Annotated in this window: 24 protein-coding genes; 12 read left to right on the top strand and 12 right to left on the bottom strand. The window is 65.6% G+C overall.

Annotated elements, in window-relative coordinates; translation table 11 throughout:
- Positions 1 to 15: 15 nt before the first annotated feature.
- Positions 16 to 1,209, top strand: coding sequence for an MFS transporter (locus CVS48_RS18895; protein ID WP_100855778.1), 1,194 nt, complete (start codon positions 16 to 18; stop codon positions 1,207 to 1,209).
- An 8-nt stretch (positions 1,210 to 1,217) separates the two neighbouring features.
- Here CVS48_RS18895 and CVS48_RS18900 read toward each other — a convergent pair whose 3' ends face one another.
- Entirely contained in the window at positions 1,218 to 1,538 is a 321-nt protein-coding gene (locus CVS48_RS18900; RefSeq protein ID WP_100855779.1) for an Rdx family protein, read from the bottom strand.
- A gap of 114 nt (positions 1,539 to 1,652) precedes the next feature.
- Here CVS48_RS18900 and CVS48_RS18905 point away from each other — a divergent pair, with 114 nt between their 5' ends.
- The gene (locus CVS48_RS18905) at positions 1,653 to 2,849 is read left to right on the top strand and encodes a multidrug effflux MFS transporter (protein WP_100855780.1); all 1,197 of its coding nucleotides are present in this window, start codon (positions 1,653 to 1,655) and stop codon (positions 2,847 to 2,849) included.
- A gap of 125 nt (positions 2,850 to 2,974) precedes the next feature.
- Positions 2,975 to 3,781, top strand: a complete 807-nt coding sequence (locus CVS48_RS18910) for an enoyl-CoA hydratase (protein WP_100855781.1) — start codon at positions 2,975 to 2,977, stop codon at positions 3,779 to 3,781.
- Here the strand turns inward: CVS48_RS18910 and chrA are convergent.
- Entirely contained in the window at positions 3,778 to 5,034 is a 1,257-nt protein-coding gene (gene chrA, locus CVS48_RS18915) for a chromate efflux transporter (protein WP_100855782.1), read from the bottom strand. The two genes, CVS48_RS18910 and chrA, sit on opposite strands and share 4 nt — an antisense overlap.
- Before the next feature lie 233 nt (positions 5,035 to 5,267).
- On the opposite strand from chrA, the gene CVS48_RS18920 reads away from it, so the two are divergent.
- The gene (locus tag CVS48_RS18920; RefSeq protein ID WP_100855783.1) at positions 5,268 to 5,747 is read left to right on the top strand and encodes a carboxymuconolactone decarboxylase family protein; all 480 of its coding nucleotides are present in this window, start codon (positions 5,268 to 5,270) and stop codon (positions 5,745 to 5,747) included.
- A 49-nt stretch (positions 5,748 to 5,796) separates the two neighbouring features.
- Here CVS48_RS18920 and pdxR read toward each other — a convergent pair whose 3' ends face one another.
- Positions 5,797 to 7,221, bottom strand: coding sequence for a MocR-like pyridoxine biosynthesis transcription factor PdxR (gene pdxR / locus CVS48_RS18925; RefSeq protein WP_100857744.1), 1,425 nt, complete (start codon positions 7,219 to 7,221; stop codon positions 5,797 to 5,799).
- A 93-nt stretch (positions 7,222 to 7,314) separates the two neighbouring features.
- Between pdxR and CVS48_RS18930 the strand changes: the two genes are divergently transcribed.
- Both CVS48_RS18930 and CVS48_RS18935 read left to right on the top strand, forming a co-directional pair.
- Entirely contained in the window at positions 7,315 to 7,773 is a 459-nt protein-coding gene (locus tag CVS48_RS18930) for a GNAT family N-acetyltransferase (protein ID WP_100855784.1), read from the top strand.
- A complete protein-coding gene (locus CVS48_RS18935) occupies positions 7,770 to 8,396 on the top strand; it encodes an FMN-dependent NADH-azoreductase (protein WP_100855785.1) in 627 nt (208 codons plus the stop codon). Before CVS48_RS18930 ends, CVS48_RS18935 begins: the two co-directional genes overlap by 4 nt.
- Before the next feature lie 109 nt (positions 8,397 to 8,505).
- On the opposite strand, the gene CVS48_RS29690 is transcribed toward CVS48_RS18935, so the two are convergent.
- Positions 8,506 to 8,769 carry a hypothetical protein gene (locus CVS48_RS29690; protein WP_242001222.1) on the bottom strand — a complete coding sequence of 88 codons (264 nt, stop codon included), beginning with the start codon at positions 8,767 to 8,769 and terminating at the stop codon, positions 8,506 to 8,508.
- Between CVS48_RS29690 and CVS48_RS29695 the strand changes: the two genes are divergently transcribed.
- On the top strand, positions 8,768 to 9,034 hold the full coding sequence (locus CVS48_RS29695) for a hypothetical protein (RefSeq protein WP_242001221.1): 267 nt from the start codon (positions 8,768 to 8,770) through the stop codon (positions 9,032 to 9,034). The two genes, CVS48_RS29690 and CVS48_RS29695, sit on opposite strands and share 2 nt — an antisense overlap.
- Before the next feature lie 49 nt (positions 9,035 to 9,083).
- On the opposite strand, the gene CVS48_RS18945 is transcribed toward CVS48_RS29695, so the two are convergent.
- The 4 genes from CVS48_RS18945 to CVS48_RS18960 all read right to left on the bottom strand — a co-directional run bounded on the left by CVS48_RS18945 (position 9,084) and on the right by CVS48_RS18960 (position 13,930).
- A complete protein-coding gene (locus tag CVS48_RS18945; RefSeq protein WP_100855787.1) occupies positions 9,084 to 10,088 on the bottom strand; it encodes an HAD family hydrolase in 1,005 nt (334 codons plus the stop codon).
- A gap of 59 nt (positions 10,089 to 10,147) precedes the next feature.
- Positions 10,148 to 11,215 (bottom strand): formylglycine-generating enzyme family protein, encoded by a 1,068-nt coding sequence (locus CVS48_RS18950; RefSeq protein ID WP_419191474.1) that lies wholly within the window; start codon positions 11,213 to 11,215, stop codon positions 10,148 to 10,150.
- Between the two features lie 336 nt (positions 11,216 to 11,551).
- Complete coding sequence (locus CVS48_RS18955) at positions 11,552 to 13,126, bottom strand: TerC family protein (protein WP_100855789.1); 1,575 nt, start codon at positions 13,124 to 13,126, stop codon at positions 11,552 to 11,554.
- 363 nt (positions 13,127 to 13,489) lie between these two features.
- Positions 13,490 to 13,930 (bottom strand): hypothetical protein, encoded by a 441-nt coding sequence (locus tag CVS48_RS18960; protein WP_100855790.1) that lies wholly within the window; start codon positions 13,928 to 13,930, stop codon positions 13,490 to 13,492.
- A gap of 116 nt (positions 13,931 to 14,046) precedes the next feature.
- Between CVS48_RS18960 and CVS48_RS18965 the strand changes: the two genes are divergently transcribed.
- Genes CVS48_RS18965 through CVS48_RS18975 form a run of 3 tightly spaced genes read left to right on the top strand, consistent with a single transcriptional unit; the run spans position 14,047 to position 17,508 of the window.
- Positions 14,047 to 14,841: a gluconate 2-dehydrogenase subunit 3 family protein gene (locus tag CVS48_RS18965; RefSeq protein WP_100855791.1), complete on the top strand. Its 795-nt coding sequence runs from the start codon at positions 14,047 to 14,049 to the stop codon at positions 14,839 to 14,841.
- On the top strand, positions 14,834 to 16,600 hold the full coding sequence (locus tag CVS48_RS18970; RefSeq protein WP_100855792.1) for a GMC family oxidoreductase: 1,767 nt from the start codon (positions 14,834 to 14,836) through the stop codon (positions 16,598 to 16,600). The genes CVS48_RS18965 and CVS48_RS18970 overlap by 8 nt, the downstream gene beginning before the upstream one ends.
- Positions 16,601 to 16,602: 2 nt before the next feature.
- Positions 16,603 to 17,508, top strand: a complete 906-nt coding sequence (locus CVS48_RS18975; RefSeq protein WP_100855793.1) for a c-type cytochrome — start codon at positions 16,603 to 16,605, stop codon at positions 17,506 to 17,508.
- Positions 17,509 to 17,514: 6 nt separating this feature from the next.
- Here CVS48_RS18975 and CVS48_RS18980 read toward each other — a convergent pair whose 3' ends face one another.
- The 3 genes from CVS48_RS18980 to CVS48_RS18990 form a co-directional block, all read right to left on the bottom strand.
- The gene (locus CVS48_RS18980) at positions 17,515 to 18,615 is read right to left on the bottom strand and encodes a DUF748 domain-containing protein (protein ID WP_100855794.1); all 1,101 of its coding nucleotides are present in this window, start codon (positions 18,613 to 18,615) and stop codon (positions 17,515 to 17,517) included.
- 216 nt (positions 18,616 to 18,831) lie between these two features.
- A complete protein-coding gene (locus tag CVS48_RS18985; RefSeq protein ID WP_100855795.1) occupies positions 18,832 to 19,023 on the bottom strand; it encodes a hypothetical protein in 192 nt (63 codons plus the stop codon).
- A 140-nt stretch (positions 19,024 to 19,163) separates the two neighbouring features.
- Positions 19,164 to 20,069, bottom strand: a complete 906-nt coding sequence (locus CVS48_RS18990) for an EAL domain-containing protein (RefSeq protein ID WP_100855796.1) — start codon at positions 20,067 to 20,069, stop codon at positions 19,164 to 19,166.
- 292 nt (positions 20,070 to 20,361) lie between these two features.
- On the opposite strand from CVS48_RS18990, the gene CVS48_RS18995 reads away from it, so the two are divergent.
- Both CVS48_RS18995 and CVS48_RS19000 read left to right on the top strand, forming a co-directional pair.
- Entirely contained in the window at positions 20,362 to 22,509 is a 2,148-nt protein-coding gene (locus CVS48_RS18995; RefSeq protein ID WP_100857745.1) for an FUSC family protein, read from the top strand.
- Between the two features lie 111 nt (positions 22,510 to 22,620).
- The gene (locus CVS48_RS19000; protein ID WP_100855797.1) at positions 22,621 to 23,457 is read left to right on the top strand and encodes a universal stress protein; all 837 of its coding nucleotides are present in this window, start codon (positions 22,621 to 22,623) and stop codon (positions 23,455 to 23,457) included.
- 91 nt (positions 23,458 to 23,548) lie between these two features.
- Here CVS48_RS19000 and CVS48_RS19005 read toward each other — a convergent pair whose 3' ends face one another.
- Complete coding sequence (locus CVS48_RS19005) at positions 23,549 to 24,505, bottom strand: 2-hydroxyacid dehydrogenase (RefSeq protein WP_100857746.1); 957 nt, start codon at positions 24,503 to 24,505, stop codon at positions 23,549 to 23,551.
- Positions 24,506 to 24,552: the final 47 nt, after the last annotated feature.

Here is a 24,552-nt window from a genome sequence, read left to right on the forward strand (position 1 = left end):
GCCTCGCACGCCGCGATGCGTTCCGGCTTTGGAGCCACCGTGTCACCTTCTTGTTTGAACGCCTGGCGCATCGCCGCCATCATCCTGGTGGGGCTGAATCTGCGCCCCGTACTGGCGTCCGTTCCCCCTTTGCTGGACGTATTGCAAGCCGCCACCCGCATGTCCGATACGGCGGCCGGCCTGTTGACTGCGCTGCCCGTTTTCGTGATGGGCCTGGGCGCCTTGAGCGTGGCGCCGCTGCGTCGATTGGTCAGTGAGCACCACGGCATTGCGGCGGGCGTGGCGCTGATCATGGCGGCCACGGCAAGCCGTCTGTGGGCAGGCAATGCCAGCCTGATGCTGCTGACGGGCGTAATCGCGGGCTTGGGTATTGCCATCACGCAAGCCCTGCTTCCCCTGTACATCAAGACGCGGTTCTCGTCCGGCGTCAGCGCCATCATGGGCCTTTATTCGACCGCGATCATGGGCGGCGCGGCCGTGGCCAGCGTGGCCTCGCCCGTGATCGCGCAGCGAGCGGGATGGCCTGACGCGCTGGCGGCCTGGGCCTTGCCCGCGGGCGTGGCGTTGCTGTGTTGGTGGGTGGTGAACCGGGGCGGCGCAGCGCGCGCAACCGGGGTAACGATGCCGCGCGACATGCCCACCCCGCGTGCGCGGCGCTGGCTGCTGGCGGCGTTCTTTGGCCTGGGCACGGGTGCCTATACGCTGGTGCTGGCATGGCTTCCGCCGTATTACACGGCGCTGGGCTGGACGCCGCTGGCATCCGGGCAATTGTTGGGCGCGGTCACGGTGGCCGAGATTGCGGCGGGGTTGCTGGTGTCCTTGGCCATTGGCCGCTTGCCCGACCGCAGGCCCGCGCTGTTCACCGCGATAGGTGCGCTGGTGCTGGGCCTGCTTGGCCTGATCGCCGCGCCTGCCACGCTGGCCTGGCCCGCCGCCGTGCTGGCTGGACTGGGCATCGGCGCCTTGTTCCCGCTGTCCTTGATTGTGACGATGGACCACGCGGCAACGCCCACTGAGGCAGGCCGCATGGCCGCGTTCGTGCAAGGCGTGGGCTATCTGATCGCGGCACTTTTTCCGTTTGCCGCCGGACTGATCCGCCAGCATATGGCCGACTTGAAGCCGGCGTGGTTGTTGATGGCGGCGCTATGCGTGGTGTTGTTTGTGATAGCGGCTCGATTCCGTCCGATGCCAAGCGTCACGAAGGCTTGACGGGTGAATCAGGCCTCAGGCGCTGCCAGCGGCCCGGCGGTATGGCCGTCGATATGGCCTAGCGGCCGGCCGGGGTCCAACCGGTCGCGCACGCGCTGCTTCAGGACTTTGGCTTCCGGAAAACCGCCGTCGCTCTTGCGGTCCCAGATCAGATCACCGTTGTAGGTGATCTGAAAAATGCCACCCGTACCAGGCTGCAACACCACCTCGCCCAGGTCGGTGGAGAACGTGGAGAGCAGCTCTTGCGCCATCCATCCGGCGCGCAGCAACCACTGGCATTGCGTGCAGTAGAGGATGACGATGCGGGGTCGAAAGGCCGGTGTATTCATGGGGAAATATTCTACTGCGCGTGTCGGTTCTGTCATCGCTCCAACACTTGTCCGCTGCGCCATTCGTGGATAATGTCGGGTTTTCCCGGATGCGAATCGCACCCAAAGCCTGTCATGACATCTGCTGCTTCCACCCCTGGCCAACGCTGGCTGATCGGTCTCTTGATGGGGCTGGTCACGCTCACGCCGATGGGTATCGATATCTACCTGCCTTCGCTGCCCGCCATGGCGGCGGGGTTTGGCGAGCCCGTCAGCGCGCTACAGGCCAGCATCACGCTGTTCATCTTTGCCGTGGGCCTGGGTCAGATGTTGATTGGCCCCCTGGCGGATCGCTACGGACGTCGGCCCGTTGCGTTGGGCGGGGCCATGGCCTATCTGGCCGGCTCGGCCTTGGGCGCGGCCGCGTCCACGCTTGAAGTGTTTTACGTGGCCCGTGTCATTCAAGGCTTGGGCGCATGTTCGGCGTCGCTGGTCGCGTTTGCCGCCGTGCGTGACAAGTTCAGCCCTGCCGTGGGCGCGCGTGTCTACAGCTATTTGAACGGCGCCTTGTGCACCGTGCCGGCCTTGGCGCCCATGCTCGGTGGCGCGCTGGCGGTGCATGCCGGATGGCGCAGCACGTTTGTCTTCATGGTGTTGTTCGCGTTTGCCTTGATGGTGCTCCTCGCGCGGCGTTTCCAGGAAACGCGCGCCACGCCCACCACGCCACGCGGCCCGCTCTACAGCCTGCCTCGGTATCTGCCCATCATCGCCAGCGGGCGGTTTTTGTACTTTGCCCTGTTCGGCATGGCGGGCATGGCGATGATCCTGGTCTTTGTGTCGGCCGCGCCCGTGGTGCTGGTGCAGCAACTGGGCTATTCCGAGCTTGGTTTTTCGGCTTGGTTCGGCGGCAACGCCGCGATCAACATTGCGGCTTTTTTCCTGGCGCCTGCCTTCATCGCCCGGTTCGGGCGCCATACGATGGTGCGGGTCGGCATGGTCGCGCTGCTATTGGCATCGGCCATGCATGCCGCCGCGTGGTGGTGGATGCCGCTGTCGGCGTGGGCGTTCATGCTGCCCGTGGCCGTGCTGACCGTGGGGTTCTCCTTGGCCTTGGGCTCCGGCCTGAGCCTGGCGCTGGAGCCTTTCGCCGACCGCGCCGGCACGGCCGCCGCCGTGTACGGTCTGTTCCAGATGAGCGGCTCGGCGGTCGTCGCAACCGTGTTGCTGGACAGCGGCATGGCGCCGCAAGCCGCGATGGCGCTGATCGGCCTGCTGATTGTGACGCCGCTCTTGCTCCTGACGCCCGGCATGGCGCGGCGCCTGGTGGGCTGAATTCGGCGGGCTGAACACCGCGGGCTGAATACCCTGGGCTGAACCCAGCGGGCGGAGTTCGGCGCGCGGAACGGGGCGGATCGGCTTGCGCTAGTATCCAGGAAACACTTATTCCTGGAGACAACATGGCCCCGGATTCCCTGAACAACCAAGCCTCGCTGGAACCTCTGCTGCTGCGCAGCTCGGCGGGCGGCGTCGTCACGCTGCGCCTGAATCGGCCCTCGCAGTTCAACGCGCTGTCCGAAGGCCTGCTGGCTGCCTTGCAGCACGAGATCGACGCCTTGGCCAGCGACCCCGATGTGCGTTGCGTGGTGCTGGAATCCGCGGGCCGGGCGTTTTGTGCGGGCCATGACCTGCGGGAAATGCGCAGCCAGCCTTCCCTGGATTACTACCGCGCGCTGTTCCGTAAATGCGGAAATGTCATGCAAGGTTTGCAAGCGCTGCCCGTGCCCGTCATTGCCAAGGTCCATGGCATCGCGACGGCGGCGGGTTGCCAATTGGTGGCCAGTTGCGACCTTGCCGTGGCCGCGGACACGGCGCGCTTCGCGGTGTCGGGCATCAACGTGGGGTTGTTTTGCTCGACGCCCGCCGTGGCGCTCAGCCGCAACGTGTCCGCCAAGCGCGCCTTCGAAATGCTGGTCACCGCGCGCTTCATCGATGCGGCGCAGGCGCGCGACTGGGGGCTGATCAACGATGCCGTGCCCGAGGCCGAACTGGATGCGCGGGTCGATGCGCTGGCGGCAGATATTCTTGCCAAGAGTCCCACCGCCATCCGCTACGGCAAGCGCATGTTCTACCAGCAACGTCAGATGGCGTTGGCCGACGCTTACGACTATGCCGGCGACGTGATGGCGCGCAACATGATGGAAGCCGACGCCTGCGAAGGCATCGACGCCTTCCTGCAAAAGCGCGCGCCGCGCTGGCAGTCCTAGGCGAAATAGGCCAGCGCCCAACCGCCTGTGGCCGCCAGCAGGACGACCCACACGGCCGACCAGCGGGCATAGACCAGCAAGGCGAACAGCAGCAAGGCAAGGCCGAAGTCGGCCTTGTTCAAGATGGCGCTGGTCCACACCGGGTCATACAGCGCCGCCAACAGGATGCCGACCACGCTGGCGTTCACGCCCGCGATCATGTTGCGCACGCCAGGGAGCCGCCGCAGGCCTTCCCAGAACGGCAAGGCGCCCGCCACCAGCAAGGCGCCGGGCAAGAAGATCACGCACAAGAGCACCAAGCCGCCCAGCCAGCCCGACAGCGGGCCGGACGACATGGCGCCCAGGAAGGCGGCAAAGGCGAACAGCGGCCCCGGCATCGCTTGCGCCGCGCCGTAGCCGGCCAGGAAGTCGGCGCTGGACACCATGCCGCCCGATACCGCCGTGGCGTCCAGCAAGGGCAGCACCACATGCCCACCGCCAAACACCAAGGCGCCCGCGCGATAGAACCCGGCAATCTGCGCCGCCACCGACGACTCCGACACGGCCGCCCACACCGGCAGGCCCACCAGCAGCGCCACAAAAAGCGCCAGCGCCACATAAGCCGCGCCTCGCGACGCGCCCAGGGAATGGGTGGCCATGATGGGTCGGGGCGGCAGTTGCAACGCCGCCGCACCCACCACGGCACCCAGCAAGATGGCGCTGATCTGCCCCCAGGCGGTGGGCAGCACGATGGTGATCAGGGCGGCGGCCACCGCCAACCCGGCCCTGGGACTGTCAGGGCACAGCGTGCGGCCCATGCCCCACACGGCCTGGGCCACGATCGCCACGGCGGCGACCTTCAGCCCGTGTATGACGGCGGACCCGGACAGCCAGCCGAAATGGGTCAGGCCCATCGCAAACCCAATCAGCGCCAGCGCGGTCGGCAGCGTGAACGCCATCCAGGCCGCCGCCATGCCGGCCCATCCGGCGCGGCGCAGGCCAAGCGCCATGCCGACCTGGCTGCTGGCCGGGCCTGGCAGAAACTGGCACAGGGCCACGAGATCCGAATAAGCGTAGTCATCCAACCACTGTCGCCGGTCCACGAATTCCGTACGGAAGTACGCCAGGTGCGCCACCGGGCCGCCAAACGAGGTCAGGCCCAAACGCAGAAACACCAGGAAGACTTCAAGACAGGATCCGCGCGACGGCTGCGCGTGTTCGTGGGCGGCGGCCGTGCTGGCGACGTGCTCGTCGTGCGATGGAGGGTGCGGCATGGGACGTGGGCTTCTTGGTCGGTCGGAGCGCCGGAACCTCGCTCCTGTTCCAAGCTTATAGCCGGGGCACGGGCCGCTTTCAAGCACCGCTTTCATACAACGTTTCAGCCTAGGCATGGCCCAGAACTAAACACTATTTATGGCACTTCTGGTCTGGGCCAATCTGCCGCATCCTACGGGTTCCTGATGGCTTCCCTCTTTCAACAACAACGTTTCAATAAAGGTAGATCTACATGACCCAGCGGTTGGATTACTTCCAGGTGTCGGCGCAACTGTCCAAGAAGTACATGGACTTCAGCGCGGCCATGAAAAATGTGCCCGTGATCGAGGAATTTGGCGACCTGGTCGACATCCGCGCCTCGCAGATCAACGGTTGCGGCTTTTGCCTGGACATGCACGTCAAGCAGGCCAAGATCCGTGGCGAACGCGAACTGCGCTTGCACCACGTGGCCATCTGGCGTGAGTCGACGCTGTTCTCGGCACGCGAACGCGCCGCGTTGGCCTGGACCGAAGCCTTGACCACCCTGCCCGCCCATGGCGTGCCGAACGAGGTCTATGAAGCAGTACGCGCGCAATTGTCCGAATCGGAAATCTCGGACCTGACGTTCCGCGTGGTGGCCATCAATGGCTGGAACCGTCTGAACGTGGCGTTTCGCACCGTGCCCGGCTCGGCCGACGCCGCCTTCGGCCTGGACAAAGCCGGCTTGAATTGAGCACGCGGGCCGGCAGTACCTCAGCCGCGCTGCGGCGGCACATCGGCCGCTACATCACCCCCCGGATCCTCAACCCGAACTCATAAGCCTGCTCCTGCGACGCGATGTTGGTAAAGCCCAGCAACAAGCCTGACTGCGGATCCGGCAACGACGACCATCGCGACAAGGGATGCGCGTATAGGCCTTGTTCCAGCATGCGCGCGGCCAGCGGCTGGTCGCGCAGCTTGCCGTCCATGCGCGCCACCAGATGCATGCCGCCCGGCTGGGGATCAATCCGCAGGCGGTTTCCCAGCGCGGCGCTCAAGCCCGCCGCCGTGGCCTCGCGGCGTTCGCTGTACAGCCGCCGCATCCGCTGGATGTGACGTCCAAAGTGCCCTTCGCTGATGAAGGCCGTGAGCAGTGCCTGCGTATAGGCCGGCGCGCCACCCGACAGCAGCCGACTCATCCGGTCAAAGCGTGGCACCTGCGCCTCGGGCACCACCAGGTAGGCCAGGCGCATGCCCGGAAACAGCACCTTGCTGAACGACCCCGCATACAACACCCGCCCCTGCGTATCCAGGCTCTTCAACGCGGGCAGCGGGCGGCTGACGTAACGGTATTCGCCGTCGTAGTCGTCTTCCACAATCCACGCCTGACTGCGCTCGGCCCAGTCCAGCAGCGCCTGGCGGCGGGGTAACGATAACGACATGGACAGCGGGCTTTGATGGGCCGGCGTCACCACCGCCGCCCTGGCCTGCACCGCCCGCGCCACGCCTTCCGCCACAATCAGGCCATCCGCGTCTACCGGCACCGGCACGGCGTCCAATCGGGCCTGCGCCAACAGCGCCCGGGTGGGCGGATAGCCGGGGTCTTCCACCCAGACGCGGTCGCCGGGTGCAAGCAAGGCCTGGATGATCAACTGCATCGTGAAGTTGTAGCCCGACGTGATATATACCTGCGCGGGCTGGCAATGTATGCCGCGCGCCACGCGCAGATAGGCCGCGACCGCGGTGCGCAGGTCGGGCAAGCCATCCGACGGCGGATACGACAGGTCGGCCGCCTGCAAACCGCGCAATTGGCGCGCGCCCAACCGCGCCCAGAGCTTGCGCGGAAAGGCATCCAGGGCCGGTATGCCCATCTGGAACGGCAGGATGCGAGGGGGCCGGTGCCAGCCGTGCTCGTCGTCAGCCGCTTCGACGGGCGCAACGACCGCGGGTGCGGCGGCTTGCGGTTGCAGGTCGGGAGCCACGATGGTGCCGGCCTGCCCGCGCGCCTGGATGTAGCCTTCGGCGGCCAACAGCGAATACGCCACTTCGATCGTGCCGCGCGCCACGCCCATTTCCTTGGCCAAGGCGCGCGCCGACGGGATGCGGTCGCCGGCTTTCAGGGTGCCTTCGGCGATGGCGCTGCGAAAGCGCTCATACATCTGGCGGTACAGCGGGTCGGTGCTGTCCGGGGCAAGCGGTGCCTGGGCCTCGGGGCGGCGGCTGATCATGGCATAGTCCAAAATTCAATTTATGGCTCTTCAAATTATGGCATGGCAAATCTACGATGACGGCTGACATCCACCCCTGACATCAGCCCCCCTATGCAAACCTCCACGGCCGCCCCCAGCCTGCACCACCTCGAAACCGAAGACGAATTACGTGCCTGCCTGCCACTGATGCGCGAGCTTCGGCCCCACCTGGCTGACGCCGACGACTTCACCGCGCGCATCCGCCGCATGCGTGACCAAAGCTACCGCCTGCTGGCCGGCAACGATGGCGACAAGCCCGTGGCGCTGGCCGGCTATCGCTTCCAGGAAAACCTGATCTACGGCCGCTTTCTGTATGTGGACGACCTGGTTGTGGACACCACGCGGCGCGGTGGCCGCTGGGGCGCGCGCCTGCTGCAAGCGCTGGACGGCATTGCACGCGAGGCCGGTTGCGCCAGACTGGTGTTGGACACCGGCTTGGCCAATTCGCTGGCGCAACGTTTCTACTTTCGGCAAGGGCTCTTGAGCCAAGGCCTGCACTTCAGCAAAAACCTGGACACGACGACCGCATGAACATTCTTCACATCACCTGCAGCCCCCGCGGCCGCGCTTCCGAAAGCCACCGCCTGTCGCAACGCATCATTGAACGCCTGGTCGACGACGCAGACGGTACGCCCGCCATCGTGGAAATCGACGCCACTCGCCTGCCCCATGTGGATCACGACTACGCGCTGGCGTTAAGCGCGCCGACGGATCCGGCGGACGACGTGCTGAACCAAGGCGCGCTGCGCCTATCCACCGAACTGATCCAGGCCTTGCAAGACGCCACTCACATCGTCATTGCCACGCCCATGCACAACTTCACGGTGCCGTCGGCCTTGAAAGTCTGGATTGATCATGTGGTGCGGGTGCGCAGCACGTTTCGCATCACCCCCGAAGGCAAGATCGGTAATCTGCCGGATCGCCCGGTGTATGTGGCCGTGTCGTCGGGCGGTGAGTTCTCGGGCGACGCGGCGCGCCAGCCCGACTTCCTGACGCCCTACCTGAAGCATGTGCTGGGCACGATCGGGCTGTCCAACGTGACTTTCTTTTCGGTGCAAGGCACCGCGCGCGGTGATGCGGCATTGCAGGCGGCGCGCGCCTTGGCCGAAGCGAAAATCGCGGCGCATCCGCTGGCTACGGCATCCGTCGCCTGATCGCGGGCCGGCCTGGTAAAGCTTCATAAGTGCTTGTTTACCAGGCCTTTCAGCCACGTCCGCTTATTAAATCGGGTCGCATTGACACCGTGGAAACGCGCACACTACGCTAGGCCGCAAGCAAGCGGCGCCAGACCCTGATAAAGGCTTCTTCACGAAGCGCCATCACGCATACGGCGTACTTCGCCCGACCGATTCGTTCTTGTTGGAGACGTGCGATGCCCTGGCGCCAGCCCCTTCTTTTCATGACCGTCCTCGTTCTGCTAAGCGGCGTTTTTTCCCCACCGTCGCAGGCCGCTTGCAGCGACCAGAAAATAATGACGATGGCAGGCGATGGAAAATCGGTGAAGGCCATCGCCAAAGCCTGCAACATGACCGTGGCCAAAGTGCGCGCCGCCATGCAGAACCAGACCGACGACGATGACGACGACAGCGTTGCCGCCACGGCAGCGCCCGCGCTGGTGCCCAAGAAGCTGCCGTCCGGCGCCGGCCTGGCCAGTTGCGACTGCCAGGGCACGGTGCCCTACGGCGACAAGGACCCCGAACAGCGCTGCGAAAGCGGCATGTCCATCGCCACGCCCTGCGCCGGCTACTGCCCGCCGCGCGGCATCGCGCCTTGGCGCCGCGTGTGCAGCTAGGCGCAATCAGCCGCTGCTTATGAACCCGCGCTAGTGGGCGTGGACGTCGTCATTGCGGCATGTCGAACGCGTATATCCGCTTCCACTCGCGCGCCATGTCCACCACCACCCAGCCTTTGCTGCCCGCTTCATCCAGGGCCTTGTCCAACCGGCCGATCTGGGAATCCCGGTCGTAGGCCCATTCGCGCTTGGCGTCGGTGTGGCGCACCAGGCCGGCGAAGCGCTTGCCGGGTCCAGCCATGGTCCATTGCAGCATTTGCAGGTCGCCGTCGGAATTGCCGAACGCAAAAATGGGTTGGCGGCCGATGAACTTATTGATGGACACCGGCTTGCCCGGGCCGTCATCGTTGTAGTCCAGCTTGGGCAGGCGCATCAACACCGGCTTGCCGTCCTGCATCTGGAATTCCGTGGCGAAGGTGGTGCCGATGACCTGCTCGGGTGGAATGCCGTAGACGTCCTGCGCCCAGGCGCGCATGAACTCGACTTCGCCGCCCGACACGATGTAGGTCTTGAAGCCGTTGCCGCGCAGGTAATACAGCAGTTCGCGCATGGGCGCGAAGGTCAGGCTGGTATAGGGCTGTTTGAAGCGCGGATGCTTGGCGGTCTGGACCCATTGCTTGACCTCATCGGAGAACACCTGAGTCGTCATGTTGGTATGCGTCACGCCAACAATCTTCAACAAGCCTTCCTTGCCGGCGGCCGCCAGCGTCTGGCGGTCGCCTTCCAGCGCGGCCTTGTAGGGATGTTCCTGTTTCCATTCGGGGTGTTGGGGCGCCAGCACCTTCAATTCATCCATGGCGAAGATCAGCTCGAAGTACATCGGCTGTTCGCTCCACAAGGTGCCATCGTTATCGAACACCGCGATGCGGTCGACCGGCGCCACGTAGTCGGGCCCGCCCTCTTTGGTGACCGCGTCCACGAACTCCAGGATGGCCTGACGCGACGGCCCCTCGTTCCAGGACGGCAACGCCGTTTGGGCGTGCGCGGCGCAGGCGATGAGCAGCAACGCCAGCATGGCGTAGCAGCGCTGTGCAAAGCGGACAGACAGATTCATGACGGTTCTCCTGGGACGAGATCGGTCTTGCGAGGGTTTAGCGGCAACCGGCCTCGCCGTCAGCGGCTGGCGACGCCGTTCTTGCGGGCCTGCGCCAATTTCCACTGCTGCGGCGTCATCACCGTGCGGAATCCCAGGTGCGACATGCCGTTCATCGGGTCGGTGCCGCGCCGTGCGCTGGTGCGGTAGCTGATGCAATAGGTATCGCTGCACAGGAATGAACCGCCACGGGTCACGCGCTTGGGCGCGTTGGGCGGCACGGCGCCGTCGTCCGGGTCGAAGCTGTCGGCCGGCCCGGCGGGGTCCATGGGCGGCTGGCGGTATTGCGCCTGGATCTTGAAGGCGTCGGCGCGGTACCAGTCGGACGTCCATTGCCAGACGTTGCCGGCCATGTCGTGCAGCCCGTAGCCGTTGGGCGAAAAGCTGCCGACGGGCATGGTGCCCACCTGCACTTTTTCATCCTTCACCACCGGAAACGGCTGCTGTTGCTGCGTGTCCCAGATATTGGCCATCGGCTTGCCCTGGGGCAGCAGCTCTTCGCCCCAGGCGTAAGTGGCCTGCTCGAGCCCGCCGCGCGCCGCCATTTCCCATTCGGTTTCAGTCGGCAGGCGCTTGCCGGCCCATTTTGCATAGGCCACGGCGTCTTCGTACGACACCTGCACGACGGGATGGTCGTCCTTGCCGTCGATCGAGGTACCCGGGCCTTGCGGGTGCCGCCAATTCGCGCCGGCCACATAGCGCCACCAGCGCGAGTAATCGCGCAGCGACACCTCGGACTCGGTGCCCACGAACACCATGGCGCCGGGCACCAACAGGCGGTCGTCGGGGCGCGGCGTGCCGGGCGGCAACTGCACCTTCAGGTCTTCCCATTTGGGTTTCTGCTCGGCGGTCGTGACATAGCCGGTGGCTTCCACGAAGCGGCGAAACTGCGCATTGGTGACGTCGTTCACGTCCATCCAGAACCCGCTGACCGCCACCTTGTGCGCGGGCATTTCATTGGGCTGCGCCAGCTTGTGGCTGCTGCCCATCAGGAATTCGCGCCCTGGCACCCACGCCATGCCGGGCGGGCCACTCTTGCCGTCGCCCAGCACCACCTTGACGGCTTGCGGCTTGCCGTCGTCGGCCATCACCAGAAAGGCCGTGCTGGCCGCCACCCCCAGCACCACGCCGCCCAATAGCAGCGCGCCGACCAGACGGGATTTGTTTTTCACTTGCTTCGTCGCCATATCGAGTCACCCGAAGTCAAAGAAATTCATAGGGCCGCCCGGAAGAGGCAGGTTCGACCAATGCGGGTCGGGAATACCAACGTGGCGGTGCATCGGATCGACGACGGCGACCCTGCGCGCCGCATACCCGGACTTTCGGAAAATCACGAGAAATAAAATGCCTTTCGCAATATTCTCACAGAGTTTTGCATCGCCCAAGCCTGGCGTTATCCGGGGAATCAGGAAAAGCGCCCGCCATTAATCTTGCGTCCCCAGTTGGCTTTCCGGTCGGGCATGCACTTGATGAATGCGCAGGCCGTCGCGGCGCGTGACCTCGAAATTCCATTCATGCAGGCGGATCATGTCGCCGGCATCGGGCAGCCGGCCCACCGCGCGCAGCAGGCAGCCCGCCAGCGTGGCGTCCGGCGTGTCCTCAACCAAGCCGGGCGTGCCCAACAAACGCGCGGCTTCGCCCACCGACAAACCGCCTTCCAGCAACCATGACCCGTCCGACAACTGCAACGCTTCGGGCTGGTCTTCGCTGTGTTCGGGCAGTTCGCCACCCACGGCGGTCAGCACGTCCATCGGCGTGACCAGGCCTTCGCAGACACCGTGCTCGTCCACCACGATCAGCATGTGGTCGCGCGTGGCGCGCAGTTCTTCCAGCACCTTCAACACTGGCGTCGTCTCCATGACGTAGCGCGGTTCGCGCGCCAGGTCCACCAGGTCGATGGGGCCGGGGTTGCTAAGCAGCGGCAGCACGTCCTTGAAGTGCAACACGCCCAGCACGTTGGAGGCATCGCCCGCGCAGAGCGGCAAGCGTGAATGGCCGCTTGCGAATTTGCGCACAACGGCTTCGGACGAATCCGCGACATCCAGCCAGACCATGTCGCCGCGCGGCACCATGATGGAACGGACGTCGTGCCCGCCCACGGAAAGCACGCGCTCGATCATGGAGCTTTCTTCGGGCGCGAAGGCAGGCTCGTCTCCTGCGCTGTCCACCAGCGCCACCATCTCGTCGGCCTGTTGGCCGGGCTGGCCGGCGCGGCCGGTATGCAGCAGGCGCAACACGGCCTGCGCGGTGCGCTGGCGGCGGCCCAGGGCGTGCGTGCCCTTGGCGCGATTACGCCGGGCCAACTGGTTGCACAGCTCGATCAGAATCGAAAAACCGATGGCGGCATACAGATAGCCCTTGGGCACGTCGAAACCCAGGCCTTCGGCCACCAGGCTGAAGCCGATCATCAGCAGCAGGCCCAGGCACAGGATCACCACGGTGGGATGGCGACCCACGAACGCCATCAGCGGGCGGCTGGCCACCATCATGACGGCCATCGCCACCACCACGGCGATCATCATGATGCTGAGTTCCTGCACCATGCCGACCGCGGTGATGACCGAGTCCAGCGAAAACACGGCGTCCAGCACCACGATCTGCAAGATGACTTGCCAGAAGATGGCGTGCTGCGGCTTCTGACCGGATTCGTGGCCGGCGCTGCCTTCCACGCGCTCGTGCAATTCCATCGTGCCCTTGAAGAGCAGGAACATGCCGCCCAGGATCAGGATCAGGTCCCGCCCTGATATCTCGCTGCCCCAGACGGTAAACAGCGGCGCCGTCAGCGTCACCACCCAGGCAATACTGGCCAGCAGGCCCAAGCGCATCACCAGCGCCAGGCTCAGGCCGATCATCCGCGCACGGTTGCGCTGCTCGGGCGGCAGCTTGTCCGCAAGAATCGCGATGAACACCAGGTTGTCGATGCCCAGAACAATTTCAAGAATCACCAGCGTCGCCAGGCCAAGCCAGGCGGTGGGGTCGTTCATCCAGTCGAAAATCATTGTTGGTCCGCGAATGTCGGGCGTGCGCGCGCAGCGGCGCCGCCTTGCTGAAGGAGGAAAGCGTGGGAATTCAAGGGGAAATTGGCAACGCCGGGCGGCGCGCGGCACGCAACTTGCGGCGGCGCGGCGGCGACGGAAATTGAAGCCGCGCGACCTGTCGATGCCATGGCGCGCCGGCGGATAGAAAGCAAAGGCGGGCGCCGAGGCGCCCTGCTAGGAGGAGGTTCTTGAGTCATAAAAGGCCGTGTTCACGCGGCTGCCTTCGCAACCGCTACGCGCAAACACCGCCAGGCTCTCGTTCTTACAGGAAACTGAATGATACCTGAAACTTGTTTTGTCCCCTGCGGCTGCCGGACCAGCGCCTCAGCGTGTGTCCGCAGCGCCTCCGGAGCCGGACGACGCCCCCGACCCGGGCATGCCGGTGTTATCCGGCGCACCCGTCTTGCTGCCGCCACTTTTGACGTCACCACTCCTGCCGCCGCCGCGCGTGTCCGCATCCGGGGTTTTGGGGCGCGAATTGGCGTCACCCTTGGGCGGAGCATTCGAGTCTTGGGTCCGGGGCTTCGACGCCCCGGTCTTTTCTTCAGTGGCAGGCATTTTTTGCTTGTCCGGGTTCTGCGCGCCCGGCACGGGCTCGCGGATGACATTGGGCGGAGCCATCTTGTCGTCCGCCGTGGGCATGGGCGTGGAAGGCGGCGGCGCGGCTTGCGCGACCAGCGTGGTCTGGCTGGTCTGCGCAGTGGTGGCATGCCAGGGCAGTACCGCCAACATGGCGGATATCAGTAGCAGTTTGTGGCTTTTCATCGTTGTCTCCCAATTAAAAACAGTGACAAACTAAATGCCGACGGATAACGAGTTGCTGCGGGGTCTCTATCAACTGCGGGGCAAGTGGCGTGCCTGCCCCAAAACTGGAGCGATGCATGGACGATCAATCCTCGAATGACGGTTCCGGGTCCGACCAGCCGGTCGCAAGCCGGCGTGGGCTGCTCAAGGCCCTTGCGGTGGGCGTGCCCGGCGCCGCCTGGGCCGCCCGCGCGGCAGGCGCACCCTCGGCGCCCGCCCCTGCGGCCGGCAACCCCGAAGGCCAGGCGGCCATTGCGCCTTCCGCCGACCGCACCCTTCGATTCTTCAACGCCCAGGAAGCCCAGGCGATGGACGCCATCGCGGCACGCTTGATTCCCGCCGACGACTTAGGCCCCGGCGCAAAAGAGGCAGGCGTCACTTATTTCCTGGATGGCCAGTTGGCGGGCGCCTGGGGAGCGGGCAGCCAGTTCTACCGACAAGGTCCGTTTGAAAAAGGCACGCCCGAGCAGGGCTACCAGTTGTCATTCACGCCGGCCGAGATGATCCGGCGCGGCTTGGCCGCGCTGGACGCCGCGACCCGCAAGCAAGACGGCAAACCCTTTGCAGAACTAGATGAAGCCAGGCAGGACGCCTGGCTTCATGACTTGCAGGCGGGCAAAGTCGATTTTTCTCCGCTGCCGTCCGACATCTTCTTTCAGGCCTTGCTGGACGGCACGATCGAAGGCTTCTTTTCCGACCCGCTCTACGGTGGCAACGTCGACATGGTGGGATGGAAGCTGGTGGGATTTCCCGGCGCCTATGCGTCCTTCTCCAACGATATCGAACGCCATGGCGTGATCTGGGCGGGCAAGCCCGTGTCCATCGCCAATGCGGTGGGCCACAAGATGAAATCGGGAGACGGACATGGCTAAAATCCTACCCCCCGTGGACGTCGCGATCATCGGTGGCGGCTGGACGGGTTCCATCATCGGCAAGGAGCTGGCTGCGGCCAAGCAGCGGGTGGTAGTGCTGGAACGCGGCCAGGCGCGTTGGCCCTCCCCTGATTTCCAGGGTCCCAACGTGCACGACGAACTGAAGTACGCCCGTCGCCACGAACTGCACCAGGACGCGGCCACCGAAACGTTCACGTTCCGCAACAGTACGGACCAGAAGGCCCTACCCATGCGCCGCTGGCAGTTTGCGTATCCGGGCACGCACCTGGGCGGCGCGGGCAACCACTGGTCGGGCGCGTACTACCGCTTCGACCCCACCGACTTTCGCATCCGCAGCCACTACACCGAGCGCTATGGCGCGAAGATCTTCGACAAGGAACTGAGCTGCCAGGACTGGCCGGTCAGCTATGACGAGCTGGAACCCTATTTCGACCGGTACGACTACCTGATCGGGGCCTCCGGCCAGGCCGGCAATATCAAGGGGCAAAAGCAGGAAGGCGGCAACCCCTTTGAACCCTGGCGCTCGCGGCCCTATCCGAATCCGCCCATGAAGGTGCCCTACGCGCCCGCGCTATTTGGCGAGGCCGCGCGCAAACTGGGCTATCACCCCTATGTGCAGCCCTCGGCACTTTGTACCCGCCCCTATGTGAATTCCGAGGGCCTGCACATGAGCGCCTGTGTGTACTGCGGGTTCTGTTCCAACTTTGGCTGTGAGCATTTCGCCAAGGCCTCGCCGCAAGTCTGCATCTTGCCCGTGGCCATGAAGATGGAGAATTTTGAGATCCGCACGGGCGCGCACGTGCTGCGTGTGGAACTGACGCCGGACAAGAAGCGCGCGCGCGGCGTGACCTATGTGGACGCGGCGGGCGAAGAGGTTTTTCAACCGGCCGAGGTTGTGGTGCTGTGCGCCTTTGGCATCAACAACGTGCGCCTGCTGCTGCTCTCGGGCATCGGCAAGCCTTACGACCCCGCAACCGATACCGGTGTCGTGGGCCGCAACTACACCCACCAGACCACGTCGGGCGTGAACCTGTTTTTCGATGAGTCGATCAATATCAACCCGTTCATGGGCGCCGGCGCGGTCGCCGTGACCATGGACGATTTCAGCGCCGACAATTTCGACCACGGGCCACTGGGGTTTGTCGGCGGCGGCTATCTGCAGATCCAGGTGGTCAGCGGCGCGCCCATCGGCTTTCATCCCACGCCCAAAGGCACGCCCACCTGGGGCGCTGACTGGAAAAAAGCCGTCAAGCGTTACTACAACCATTCGGCGTCCATCACCATCACCGGGTCCGCTCAGCCCTGGCGCGGCGGCTACCTGAGCCTGGACCCCACCTACAAGGACGCCTGGGGCCTGCCATTGCTGCGCATTACCTACGACTTTCCGGACAACGACATCCGCATGTCGGCGTTTCTTACCGACAAGGGCGACGAGATCGGCCGCGCCATGAAGGGCATCGTGCGCACCGAGCCCGGCCCGCGCAAACGGCCTTTTTCGGCAACGGCCTATCAGTCCACCCACCTGACCGGCGGCGCGGCCATGGGCGACAACCCCGACACCAGCGTCGTCAACCGTTACGGACAAAGTTGGGACGTGCCGAATGTGTTTGTGACGGGCGCGGCGTTGTTTCCGCAAAACTCGGGCTACAACCCGACAGGCACCGTGGGCGCCACCGCCTACTGGATCGTCGAAAAAATCAAGGCGGACTATCTGCGTTCGCCGGGACCGCTGGTGTGATCATGATCGAACATCGCAAAGGCATATCCGTCGCCATCCTGCTGATCATGGCGCCGCCGTTGGTCACGTTGATCGCCACGGCGCACCAGATGATCGGCACCGGTGGCGACGGCCTGATCCGCGCCAGGGCCGTCACGGCATCGGCGCCACCCGCGACCGCGTCACCCGCTGCGCCAGCAGCAACTGGCCCGGCAGCGGCGCCCCAGGCCGCGGCGCCCACGTCCGCGCCACCACCGTCCGCGCCCCCCAAGCCCGCCACGCCCGTGCCCGGCCGCAGCGCGCAGGACTTCAGCGCGTCGCGTCCGGAATGGGAGAGCTTCCTGCGCGATGCCGACCCGCAAGCCGGCAAGCAGCTTGCCGCCAATGGCAAGCCCGCGGCGGGCGTGCAGGCCTGCGTGGCCTGTCATGGACAAGCCGGAATCACGCCTACCGGCGGCATCTTTCCGAACCTGGCGGGCCTGAGCAGCGAGTACTTGGCCAAGCAACTGGCCGACTTCCGCAGCGGCACGCGAATCCAGCCACTGATGAATACGGTGGCGCGCGCGCTGACCGAGCAGGAAATCGGGCAGCTTGCGGCGTACTACGGCAGCCTGGCAGGCCCGCCGATGCATGTGGGCGAATTCGGCGGCGAAGCGGCGCGCAAGCTGGATGTGCAAGGCGACGGCGCGCGTGCCCTGCCCGCCTGCGCGAATTGCCACGGCCTGCGCGGCATGGGTGAAGGCCCGTTGCTGCCGCGCCTGGCGGGGCAGTCGCGGGAATACTTCGTCGACCAGATGCATGCCTTTCGCAGCGGCTCGCGGCAGAACGATGACGTCGGCGTCATGCGCGCGTTCGCGCAGCGCCTGACCGATAGCGAGATCCAGGCATTGGCGGCCTACTACGCGGGGCCGGCGCCCAAGCCGCAGTAAGCGGCATCACTTGCCAGGGCTGAGCAAGTCCGACAACGCGTCGCCCAGTTCCTTGACCGCGCCGGTCACGCCTTGGGCGGCGCCTTCCGCGCCCACGCCGATCGCGCGGCCAAAGCCCTGCGCCACTTGCGCGGCGAAACCGCGCGTGACCGAGAACTTGGGGTTGTCCAGGCTGCCGCGCAACGCGAACTCGAATCGCAGCGCGCCGGTCTTGTCCTTCATGGCGGCCAGCACCGCCTTGCGGGGCAGCGAAAACACCGAACCGTCGCCGCTGAATTTCAGCCCACGCAGCGCCACAACGCCCGATGCCCGCAGATCCTGCTTGGCGATGGCGGTGCTCATGTCCAGGTCCATCGCGCCGCCCGTCAGCGTGCCGGCGCCGTTTTCCGCCAGATACGGCGCCGCGTGGCGGATATCCATATTGCGCACCGCGACCTTCATTTCTGAATCGGTGCCGCCGATGTCCACCCAGCCCTGGGCCCGAACCGTTGATTCGCCATTGCGGTTGTCTTCCACGTCGCCGGCGAATTCAATGTTGCTGCGCACGCTATCGCCCGGAATCATCACGGGGCTCAGCCGCGCCCGCACGTTCTTGAAAGGGATACGGTGCGCGGGCGTGGCCACGGCGGCGTCAACAAAGTCCAGCCGCCCGTCGCGCAGCACCAGTTGCGCGATTTCTATCGGCATGCGGCCGCGCGTGCGCCCCTCGCCCGATTGCAGCGCCGTCTTCAAGGCGGGCGCAATCTGCATATCCCCGTTGTCGGTTCGCACGACGGCAAAGTCAAAGCCCTCGACGGTGACGGTGTTGAACACCGCTTCATGCCGCAGGAAGCCGGACCACTTGGGCTCCAGCACGATCCGCTTGGCGCGCGCCTCGGCCTGACCCGACGCGCCTGGTACCACGACCTCGGTCAACACCACCTGCCGGAACCCGACCTGTACGTCGCCCACCTGGCTGCGCGGCCCCAGCAGGCTTGATACGCGCTGTTCGACGATACGGACGGCGGCAAATGCAAGAATCGCCGCCAGCGCCATCAGCATCAGCAGCACCGCCAGGGTGGACCCCAGGGCGGAGCGCTGGCGCGATGCGGGGGCAAGCGAGTTCATGAGCAATCCTGGATAGAGCCAACGGGAGCGCATGACCAATGTGCATGGTCAACGCGCATGGTCGAAGATACGGCGCCATATTTCAATGGCCGAAAAGGATGATGGCAGCAAACCGGGGCCCCAAGCAAATGGCCCCGGCCGCACCTGTCAGAGGGCGAGGCCGGGGCCGTCGGGATACGCGCTGCCGGAATGCGGTCTCAAGGCGCGATCAAGGCGCTAGCGTTGCGTCTTGTTTTGCTGGCCGGGGTTCTGGCCCTGCTGGCCTTGACCCTTGTCGATCTGCTGGCCGGGCTGCCCGGACTGCTGACCGGGTTGTTGGCCCGATTGCTGGTTGCGGTCCTTGGGGTTTTCCTGGGCCTGTTGTTTTTGCGGCTGCTTTTGCTGGTCGGGCTGGTTCTGATTGGACATTACAAGTCTCCTAGAGGGCGGAACAACTCCGCTGGACTTGCTGTCGCAACTGACGTGCCCAAACGCTTTGCGCGTGGGCTTACGTGCGTGAGTCGGACGGGGACGCGACGATTCCGGTAAGAATTACCGCTTCTGCCCGGCTACTGCGTGGTCACACGCACGGGCGGGCCGGGCTCGGCATCGGCGCCGTCGAACGCCTCGATCCAGGACGACGCATAGGTAGCGGAGGCCGCCAGCGGCGCGATCCCGTCGCGTTGCGTGCGCAGCCGCAACATCAGCTCGTCCAGCGTCATGGGTCGGCCCAAGGCGAAGCCCTGGCCATAGCGGCAGCCCGCTGCCCGCAAGGCGGGGATGTCGGCCACGTTCTCGACCCCCTCGGCCACCACCCGCCAACCCATGCGGGTGGCCAGCTCGGCGGCGCTGCGCAGCACTTCGAACGCCACGGCGCTGCGCCGCATGCGCGTCACGAAATACTGATCGATCTTGACTTCGGAAAGCGGAATGGCCGACAGCAGCTTCAATGAGGCGTGCCCGGTGCCGAAATCGTCCAGGCTGACCTCGCAGCCCGCGTCCTCAAGCTTCATGAGCGACGCGCGCAATACGTCAAGGTCCTTGATGGGCTGGTCTTCGGTAAGTTCGACGCGCACCAGCGAGGCCGGCAGTTCCGCCGCGCGGATACGGTCAAGCAGGAAGGCGACCGAGCGGTCGTCGGCAAGCGTCGTGGCGGGTGCGTTGATCGCGATCGGCACCGCGACGCCCATTCGGCGCATGGTCAGCAGCACATCGATCACGCGCAGGCAAACGCGTTCGAACAGTTGCTTGTCCATACCCATGCGATTGACGGCAGGAATGAATTCGGCAGGCATGACCAGCCCAAGCCGGGGATGCTGCCATCGCGCCAGCGCCTCGGCCGACACGATTTTTCCCGTGAGCAAATCCATTTGGGGCTGCAACAACACGCGCAACCCATCTTTTCCTGCAATCATGGCGGCGATTTCATCATCGCTGACCACCGAGCTGGTTGAAGCCTCGTGATTCGGCGTCATGTCAACGCTCCTCGCATGTCCCTGGATAAGGCCTGCGCTGTCCGGGCGCAGATAGGGACACATTGGGACATGAGTTCACTCTTGGCTTGCCGCTATTGCGCCGCCGACATAACCGGTGACGCCATCGCATGTGTTTTTTTATGCCATTTCGCGCAATTGTTCCAGGCAAATTTGCGTGATTCCGTGCGTGGATTCACATTAATGTAACCAGCCGTATTCGCCAACCGCCTTGTCGACATGCTAGGGTTTGCGTCCTGCGCATTCCCCGCCTGACTTCTGCCGGTTTCCCAGCGTGACAAAACTGCTTTCCCTCTGGCGCGCCTCGCTGCGCAACGTGCTGTGGCTGGACGCCCTGCAAGCCGCCGCGATCAGCGCGGCGCCCGTCATCCTGGCCGTGCTGGTTCACGAGCCGCGCCTGGGCTGGACCGCCATCGCCGCCTTCTGGGCCTGCTTCGGCGACCCCGGCGGGCCGCTGCGCCAACGCGCGGGCTCCATGCTGGCGCTGGGACTGATCGGCGCCCTCTTCTGTTTCCTGGCCAGCGCCAGCGCCAGCCACCTCTGGCTGCTGCTGCCGCTGACCTTCGCCTGCTGCACCTTCGGCGGACTGCTGCGGGTGCTGGGGCCCGCCGCCGCCATTGTCGGCACGCTGCTGTCAGCAGGCTTCGTGGTGGCGGCGGAATTGCCCGCGCCCACACTGGCCGAGAGCCTGTCCTACACCCTGTTCTTTCTGGCGGGTGCGGTCTGGGCCATGTTGATGACGGCGCTGGTCTGGCGCAGGCGCCCCTGGAAAGACGCCACCCATGCCGTGGCGCACTGCTATCGCGGCCTGGCGGACTTTGCCGATGCCTTGGCGCGCATGTATTCGGGCCTGACGGTTGCGGGCGTGACCCCTGCCGGCGGGCCGCAGGCCTGGACGGCGGTCACCAAACCCCAACGCAGCGCACAGAGAGCCGCCCTGGAAGCGGCCCGCGTGCGTATCCGCGAAGTGCAGGACACCCGCCCGTCGCGCCGCGCACGGGCGCATCAATTGACGTATTTGCTGGACAGCGCCGAAGACAGTTTCATTGCGCTGGTCGCCGCGGCCGACCTGTTGGAATCCAACGCGCCACGCTGGCTGGGCCGCAGCGCGGGCGCGCATCTGTCGCATGCGCTGCACCGCTACGCCAGCGTCTGCAACGCCATTGCCAGCACCTCGGACGTCAGCGACGCCAAGCAGGCGCAATGCCTGCGGGAACGGCTGGCGCACTTCAGCGCCGGCCTGCACGACCTGCGCGGCGGCGCCATGGCGTATGCGCCTGATCTGGCCTCGGTGGTGCCGGTGCTGGACCGCATGCTGCAAACGGCCCAATCGGTCATGCAAGCCATGTTCGACCAGGGCGACGCGCCGGCAACCCCGGTTCAGGTCCCCAGTCTGGCAAGCCGCGCGCGTCAGGCCGCCCGCACCCTGCGCCAGAATCTGGGCGTGGAATCGGATGCCTTCCGCCATGCCTTGCGCGTGGGCGTGGGCGCCACCATCGCCGTGGCGTTGTCCAAGACCTTCGCCGTCAATCACGGCTACTGGATGTCGCTGACCCTGGTCTTCATCCTGCAACCCTACTTCGCCACCACCTGGCAGCGCACGCTGGAAAGGGTGATCGGCAGCGTGGCGGGCGCCATTGGCGCGTCCTTGCTGGGGCTGTTGCTGAGCACGCCGCTGTCCGTGGCCTTGGCGGTGCTGCCCATCGCGCTGGGGACCTTCGCCGCCCGCACCATCCATTACGCGTTGTTCACGTTCTTCCTGACCTCGCAGTTCGTGCTGGTCAGCCACATCCAGCAACCCGATATCTACGAACCGATGCTGGCCGCCCTACGCGCCTTCAACAGCGTGCTGGGCGGCATTCTGGCTCTGTTGGTGGGGTTTCTGGTGTGGCCGGAAAAAGAACCGCGCCAATTGGCCGACGCCTTGACCCGCGCGCTGGAACGGCACGCCGCCTATGCCCTGGCGTTGATTCGGTTGAAGAGCAATGCCAACGCGAATTCCGCCCCCGTCGACATTGTTGGCCTGCGCCGCCTGGCCTGCCTGTCGGCCGACAACGCCGAAGCATCCTTGCAGCGGCTGCAACAAAACCCCGTGCACCGTGACCGCAAGGTCGACACCGCCGTGAACCTCTTGAACGCGATGCGGCGTATTACCGCCGCCGGCACCGTGCTGGAAATTCAACCGCCCTTGCCGCCCGACGCCTCGACGGCCGCCACGGCGCTGCAAGATTACGGGCTGGTGCTGGCGCATGCCTTGCACCCGCAGGACAACGCACCGGCGGCGTCCCCGCGCCAATTCGCGGTACCGGCCGCGGTGCAGTCGGCCGACCCCGCGCTGGCCGGTCCGCTGGACCGCATTGCCCAGCAGGCGCGCCAAGTACGGCAACTGCGCGACCGCGTTGAAAAGGAAGCGCCCCGTTAGGCAGCGATCGCGCCGTCGACAATAAGTGATACCGGCTTGATGCGCGTCAAGGGTCGGCCCGCCGGAACGCGCAACCATGGCGACATGGGACGCTTATCAAGGAGGCCCGCCATGTACCGACGCATTTCCGTCCACCTGGACCACGGATTCGATTGCAACCGCCGCACCGCCTTGGCGCTGGCGCTTGCCAAACAGCATCAGGCGGATCTGGTGGGCATTTATGCCAGCGCCGCGCCGCCGCAGTATTACTACGGCGAATCCGTGCTGATGTCGCGCACGCTGAACGTCATGAAGGAATTGCAGGCGCAGAATCGGGGCGCGGTACAGAACGCCTTCCTGGAGGCGGCCGCCGCCGCCGACGTGCCCGCCTTCGTACGCGCGGGCGACGCCGCGCCCAGCGCCACCGTTGCCCTGCACGCCCGCAGCAGCGATCTCGTCATCGTCAGCCAATACAACCGCGACGACGTCGAAGCCGCGCACGAGACCGAATTCGTGGAACAGATGCTGCTGACCGCCGGCCGGCCCGTGCTGGTGTTGCCGTCAAGCGGTGATTTTTCCGGCGTGGGCAGCCGCGTGCTCTATTGCTGGGATGGCAGCCGGGAAGCCGCGCGCGCGCTGGCCGACGCCGCGCCCGCCCTGCGGCTGGCGTCGCATCTGGTGGTGCTGACCATGGACGAAGGCGCAAGCGTCGCGAAGCACGAAGGCGTACCCTTCGAAGACCTGGCCACCTATTGCGTGGCGCACGGCATGCCCGCGCCGGACCATGTGAACCGCGTCATCAAGGGGGTGGGCGTGGGCAGCACCATCCTGAACGCCGCCGCCGACTACAGCGCCGATTTGATCGTGATGGGCGCGTACGGCCACAGCAAGTTCCGCGAATGGGCCATGGGCGGGGCCACCGCGTCCATCCTGAAAAGCATGACCGTGCCGATCATGTTTTCGCACTGAAGCGGGCGCACTGAAGCGGGCGCACTGAAGCGGGGTACGGCGCGAGCGGGCCATCCGCCTCGCTTACCGCGTGGCCAGCCCCCTGGTCTGCTCAGGCCGCTTCCGCGTGCGCGTCCAGCACCGGGGTCAACACAGGCTTGCCGCCAAAATGCGCCGTGGCGTTTTCCAGAAACAGCGCCACGGTTGCGGCCACGGCCTCGGGTGAACGCCCCGCGCTATGCGGGGTCAGCACCACGTTGTTCAACTGCTTGAGCGCATCGGGAATGTGCGGCTCGCCATCCACCACATCCAAGCCCGCGCCGGCGATGCCACCGCTGGCCAACGCGGCGATCAGTGCTTCCGTGTCGACCACGCTGCCGCGCGCAATGTTCACCAGATAGCCCCGCGGCCCCAAGGCTTGCAGCACAGCGGCGTCCACCAGATGCCGCGTGCCCGCGCCGCCCGGCGTGGCAATGACCAGGAAGTCCGACGCGGCGGCTAGCTCGCGCGGATTGTCGAAATAGGTGTAGCCCGATTCCGGGCGCGGCCGTCGGTTGTAATAGCCGACCGGCATTCCGAACCCGTTCGCGCCCCGGCGCGCGATCTCAAGGCCGATGGTGCCCAGCCCAAGAATACCCAGGCGCTTGCCGGTTACCTGCGGCCCCATGAAGCCGTTCCAATGTCCTTGCCGAACCCAGGCATCGGCCTGCGGCAGATGGCGGGCGGCGCCCAGCAGCAGCGCCATGGCGTGGTCGGCCACCGACACGGCGTTGGCGCCCGGCCCGTTGGTCACCACAATGCCGCGCGCGGCGGCCGCGGCCAGATCAATGTTCTCGTAGCCCACGCCAAGCGAACAGACCAATTCCAGCTTCGGCATGGCGGCCATTTCGTCGGCGCGCAGGCCGGTAGCGCCGCGCGTCAGGACGACGCGAATGTCTTCGGCGTGGTCCTGGATGGCTTGTTCACGGGCTTTGTCGGTGGGCGCGTACACGGGCTGAAAGCCGCGCGCCTGGATCTCGGGCAGGTAGTCCTGCACGCTGTCGATCAAAATCAGTAATGGAATGGTCATGGTGCTGCTGCGGGGGTGGCGGATCAATGTCGGCGAAATCTTACGCC

The sequence above is a fragment of the Achromobacter spanius genome (assembly GCF_002812705.1).
Classification (GTDB): domain Bacteria; phylum Pseudomonadota; class Gammaproteobacteria; order Burkholderiales; family Burkholderiaceae_B; genus Achromobacter; species Achromobacter spanius.

What these genes read in the sequence shown, in the direction of transcription:
- CVS48_RS18990 (WP_100855796.1), bottom strand. Translation starts at nt 20,069, where the DNA reads ATGACGCCGAATCACGAGGCTTCAACCAGCTCGGTGGTCAGCGATGAT.
- CVS48_RS18945 (WP_100855787.1), bottom strand. Translation starts at nt 10,088, where the DNA reads ATGAATCTGTCTGTCCGCTTTGCACAGCGCTGCTACGCCATGCTGGCG.
- CVS48_RS18920 (WP_100855783.1), top strand. Translation starts at nt 5,268, where the DNA reads ATGACCCAGCGGTTGGATTACTTCCAGGTGTCGGCGCAACTGTCCAAG.
- CVS48_RS19005 (WP_100857746.1), bottom strand. Translation starts at nt 24,505, where the DNA reads ATGACCATTCCATTACTGATTTTGATCGACAGCGTGCAGGACTACCTG.
- CVS48_RS18935 (WP_100855785.1), top strand. Translation starts at nt 7,770, where the DNA reads ATGAACATTCTTCACATCACCTGCAGCCCCCGCGGCCGCGCTTCCGAA.
- CVS48_RS18965 (WP_100855791.1), top strand. Translation starts at nt 14,047, where the DNA reads ATGGACGATCAATCCTCGAATGACGGTTCCGGGTCCGACCAGCCGGTC.
- CVS48_RS29690 (WP_242001222.1), bottom strand. Translation starts at nt 8,769, where the DNA reads ATGTTGCAGGCTTTGGCGATGGCCTTCACCGATTTTCCATCGCCTGCC.
- CVS48_RS18985 (WP_100855795.1), bottom strand. Translation starts at nt 19,023, where the DNA reads ATGTCCAATCAGAACCAGCCCGACCAGCAAAAGCAGCCGCAAAAACAA.
- CVS48_RS18955 (WP_100855789.1), bottom strand. Translation starts at nt 13,126, where the DNA reads ATGATTTTCGACTGGATGAACGACCCCACCGCCTGGCTTGGCCTGGCG.
- CVS48_RS18895 (WP_100855778.1), top strand. Translation starts at nt 16, where the DNA reads ATGCGTTCCGGCTTTGGAGCCACCGTGTCACCTTCTTGTTTGAACGCC.
- CVS48_RS18980 (WP_100855794.1), bottom strand. Translation starts at nt 18,615, where the DNA reads ATGAACTCGCTTGCCCCCGCATCGCGCCAGCGCTCCGCCCTGGGGTCC.
- CVS48_RS18950 (WP_419191474.1), bottom strand. Translation starts at nt 11,215, where the DNA reads ATGGCCGACGACGGCAAGCCGCAAGCCGTCAAGGTGGTGCTGGGCGAC.
- CVS48_RS18905 (WP_100855780.1), top strand. Translation starts at nt 1,653, where the DNA reads ATGACATCTGCTGCTTCCACCCCTGGCCAACGCTGGCTGATCGGTCTC.
- CVS48_RS18975 (WP_100855793.1), top strand. Translation starts at nt 16,603, where the DNA reads ATGATCGAACATCGCAAAGGCATATCCGTCGCCATCCTGCTGATCATG.
- CVS48_RS18930 (WP_100855784.1), top strand. Translation starts at nt 7,315, where the DNA reads ATGCAAACCTCCACGGCCGCCCCCAGCCTGCACCACCTCGAAACCGAA.
- CVS48_RS18970 (WP_100855792.1), top strand. Translation starts at nt 14,834, where the DNA reads ATGGCTAAAATCCTACCCCCCGTGGACGTCGCGATCATCGGTGGCGGC.
- CVS48_RS19000 (WP_100855797.1), top strand. Translation starts at nt 22,621, where the DNA reads ATGTACCGACGCATTTCCGTCCACCTGGACCACGGATTCGATTGCAAC.
- CVS48_RS29695 (WP_242001221.1), top strand. Translation starts at nt 8,768, where the DNA reads ATGACCGTGGCCAAAGTGCGCGCCGCCATGCAGAACCAGACCGACGAC.
- CVS48_RS18960 (WP_100855790.1), bottom strand. Translation starts at nt 13,930, where the DNA reads ATGAAAAGCCACAAACTGCTACTGATATCCGCCATGTTGGCGGTACTG.
- CVS48_RS18910 (WP_100855781.1), top strand. Translation starts at nt 2,975, where the DNA reads ATGGCCCCGGATTCCCTGAACAACCAAGCCTCGCTGGAACCTCTGCTG.
- pdxR (WP_100857744.1), bottom strand. Translation starts at nt 7,221, where the DNA reads ATGATCAGCCGCCGCCCCGAGGCCCAGGCACCGCTTGCCCCGGACAGC.
- CVS48_RS18900 (WP_100855779.1), bottom strand. Translation starts at nt 1,538, where the DNA reads ATGAATACACCGGCCTTTCGACCCCGCATCGTCATCCTCTACTGCACG.
- chrA (WP_100855782.1), bottom strand. Translation starts at nt 5,034, where the DNA reads ATGCCGCACCCTCCATCGCACGACGAGCACGTCGCCAGCACGGCCGCC.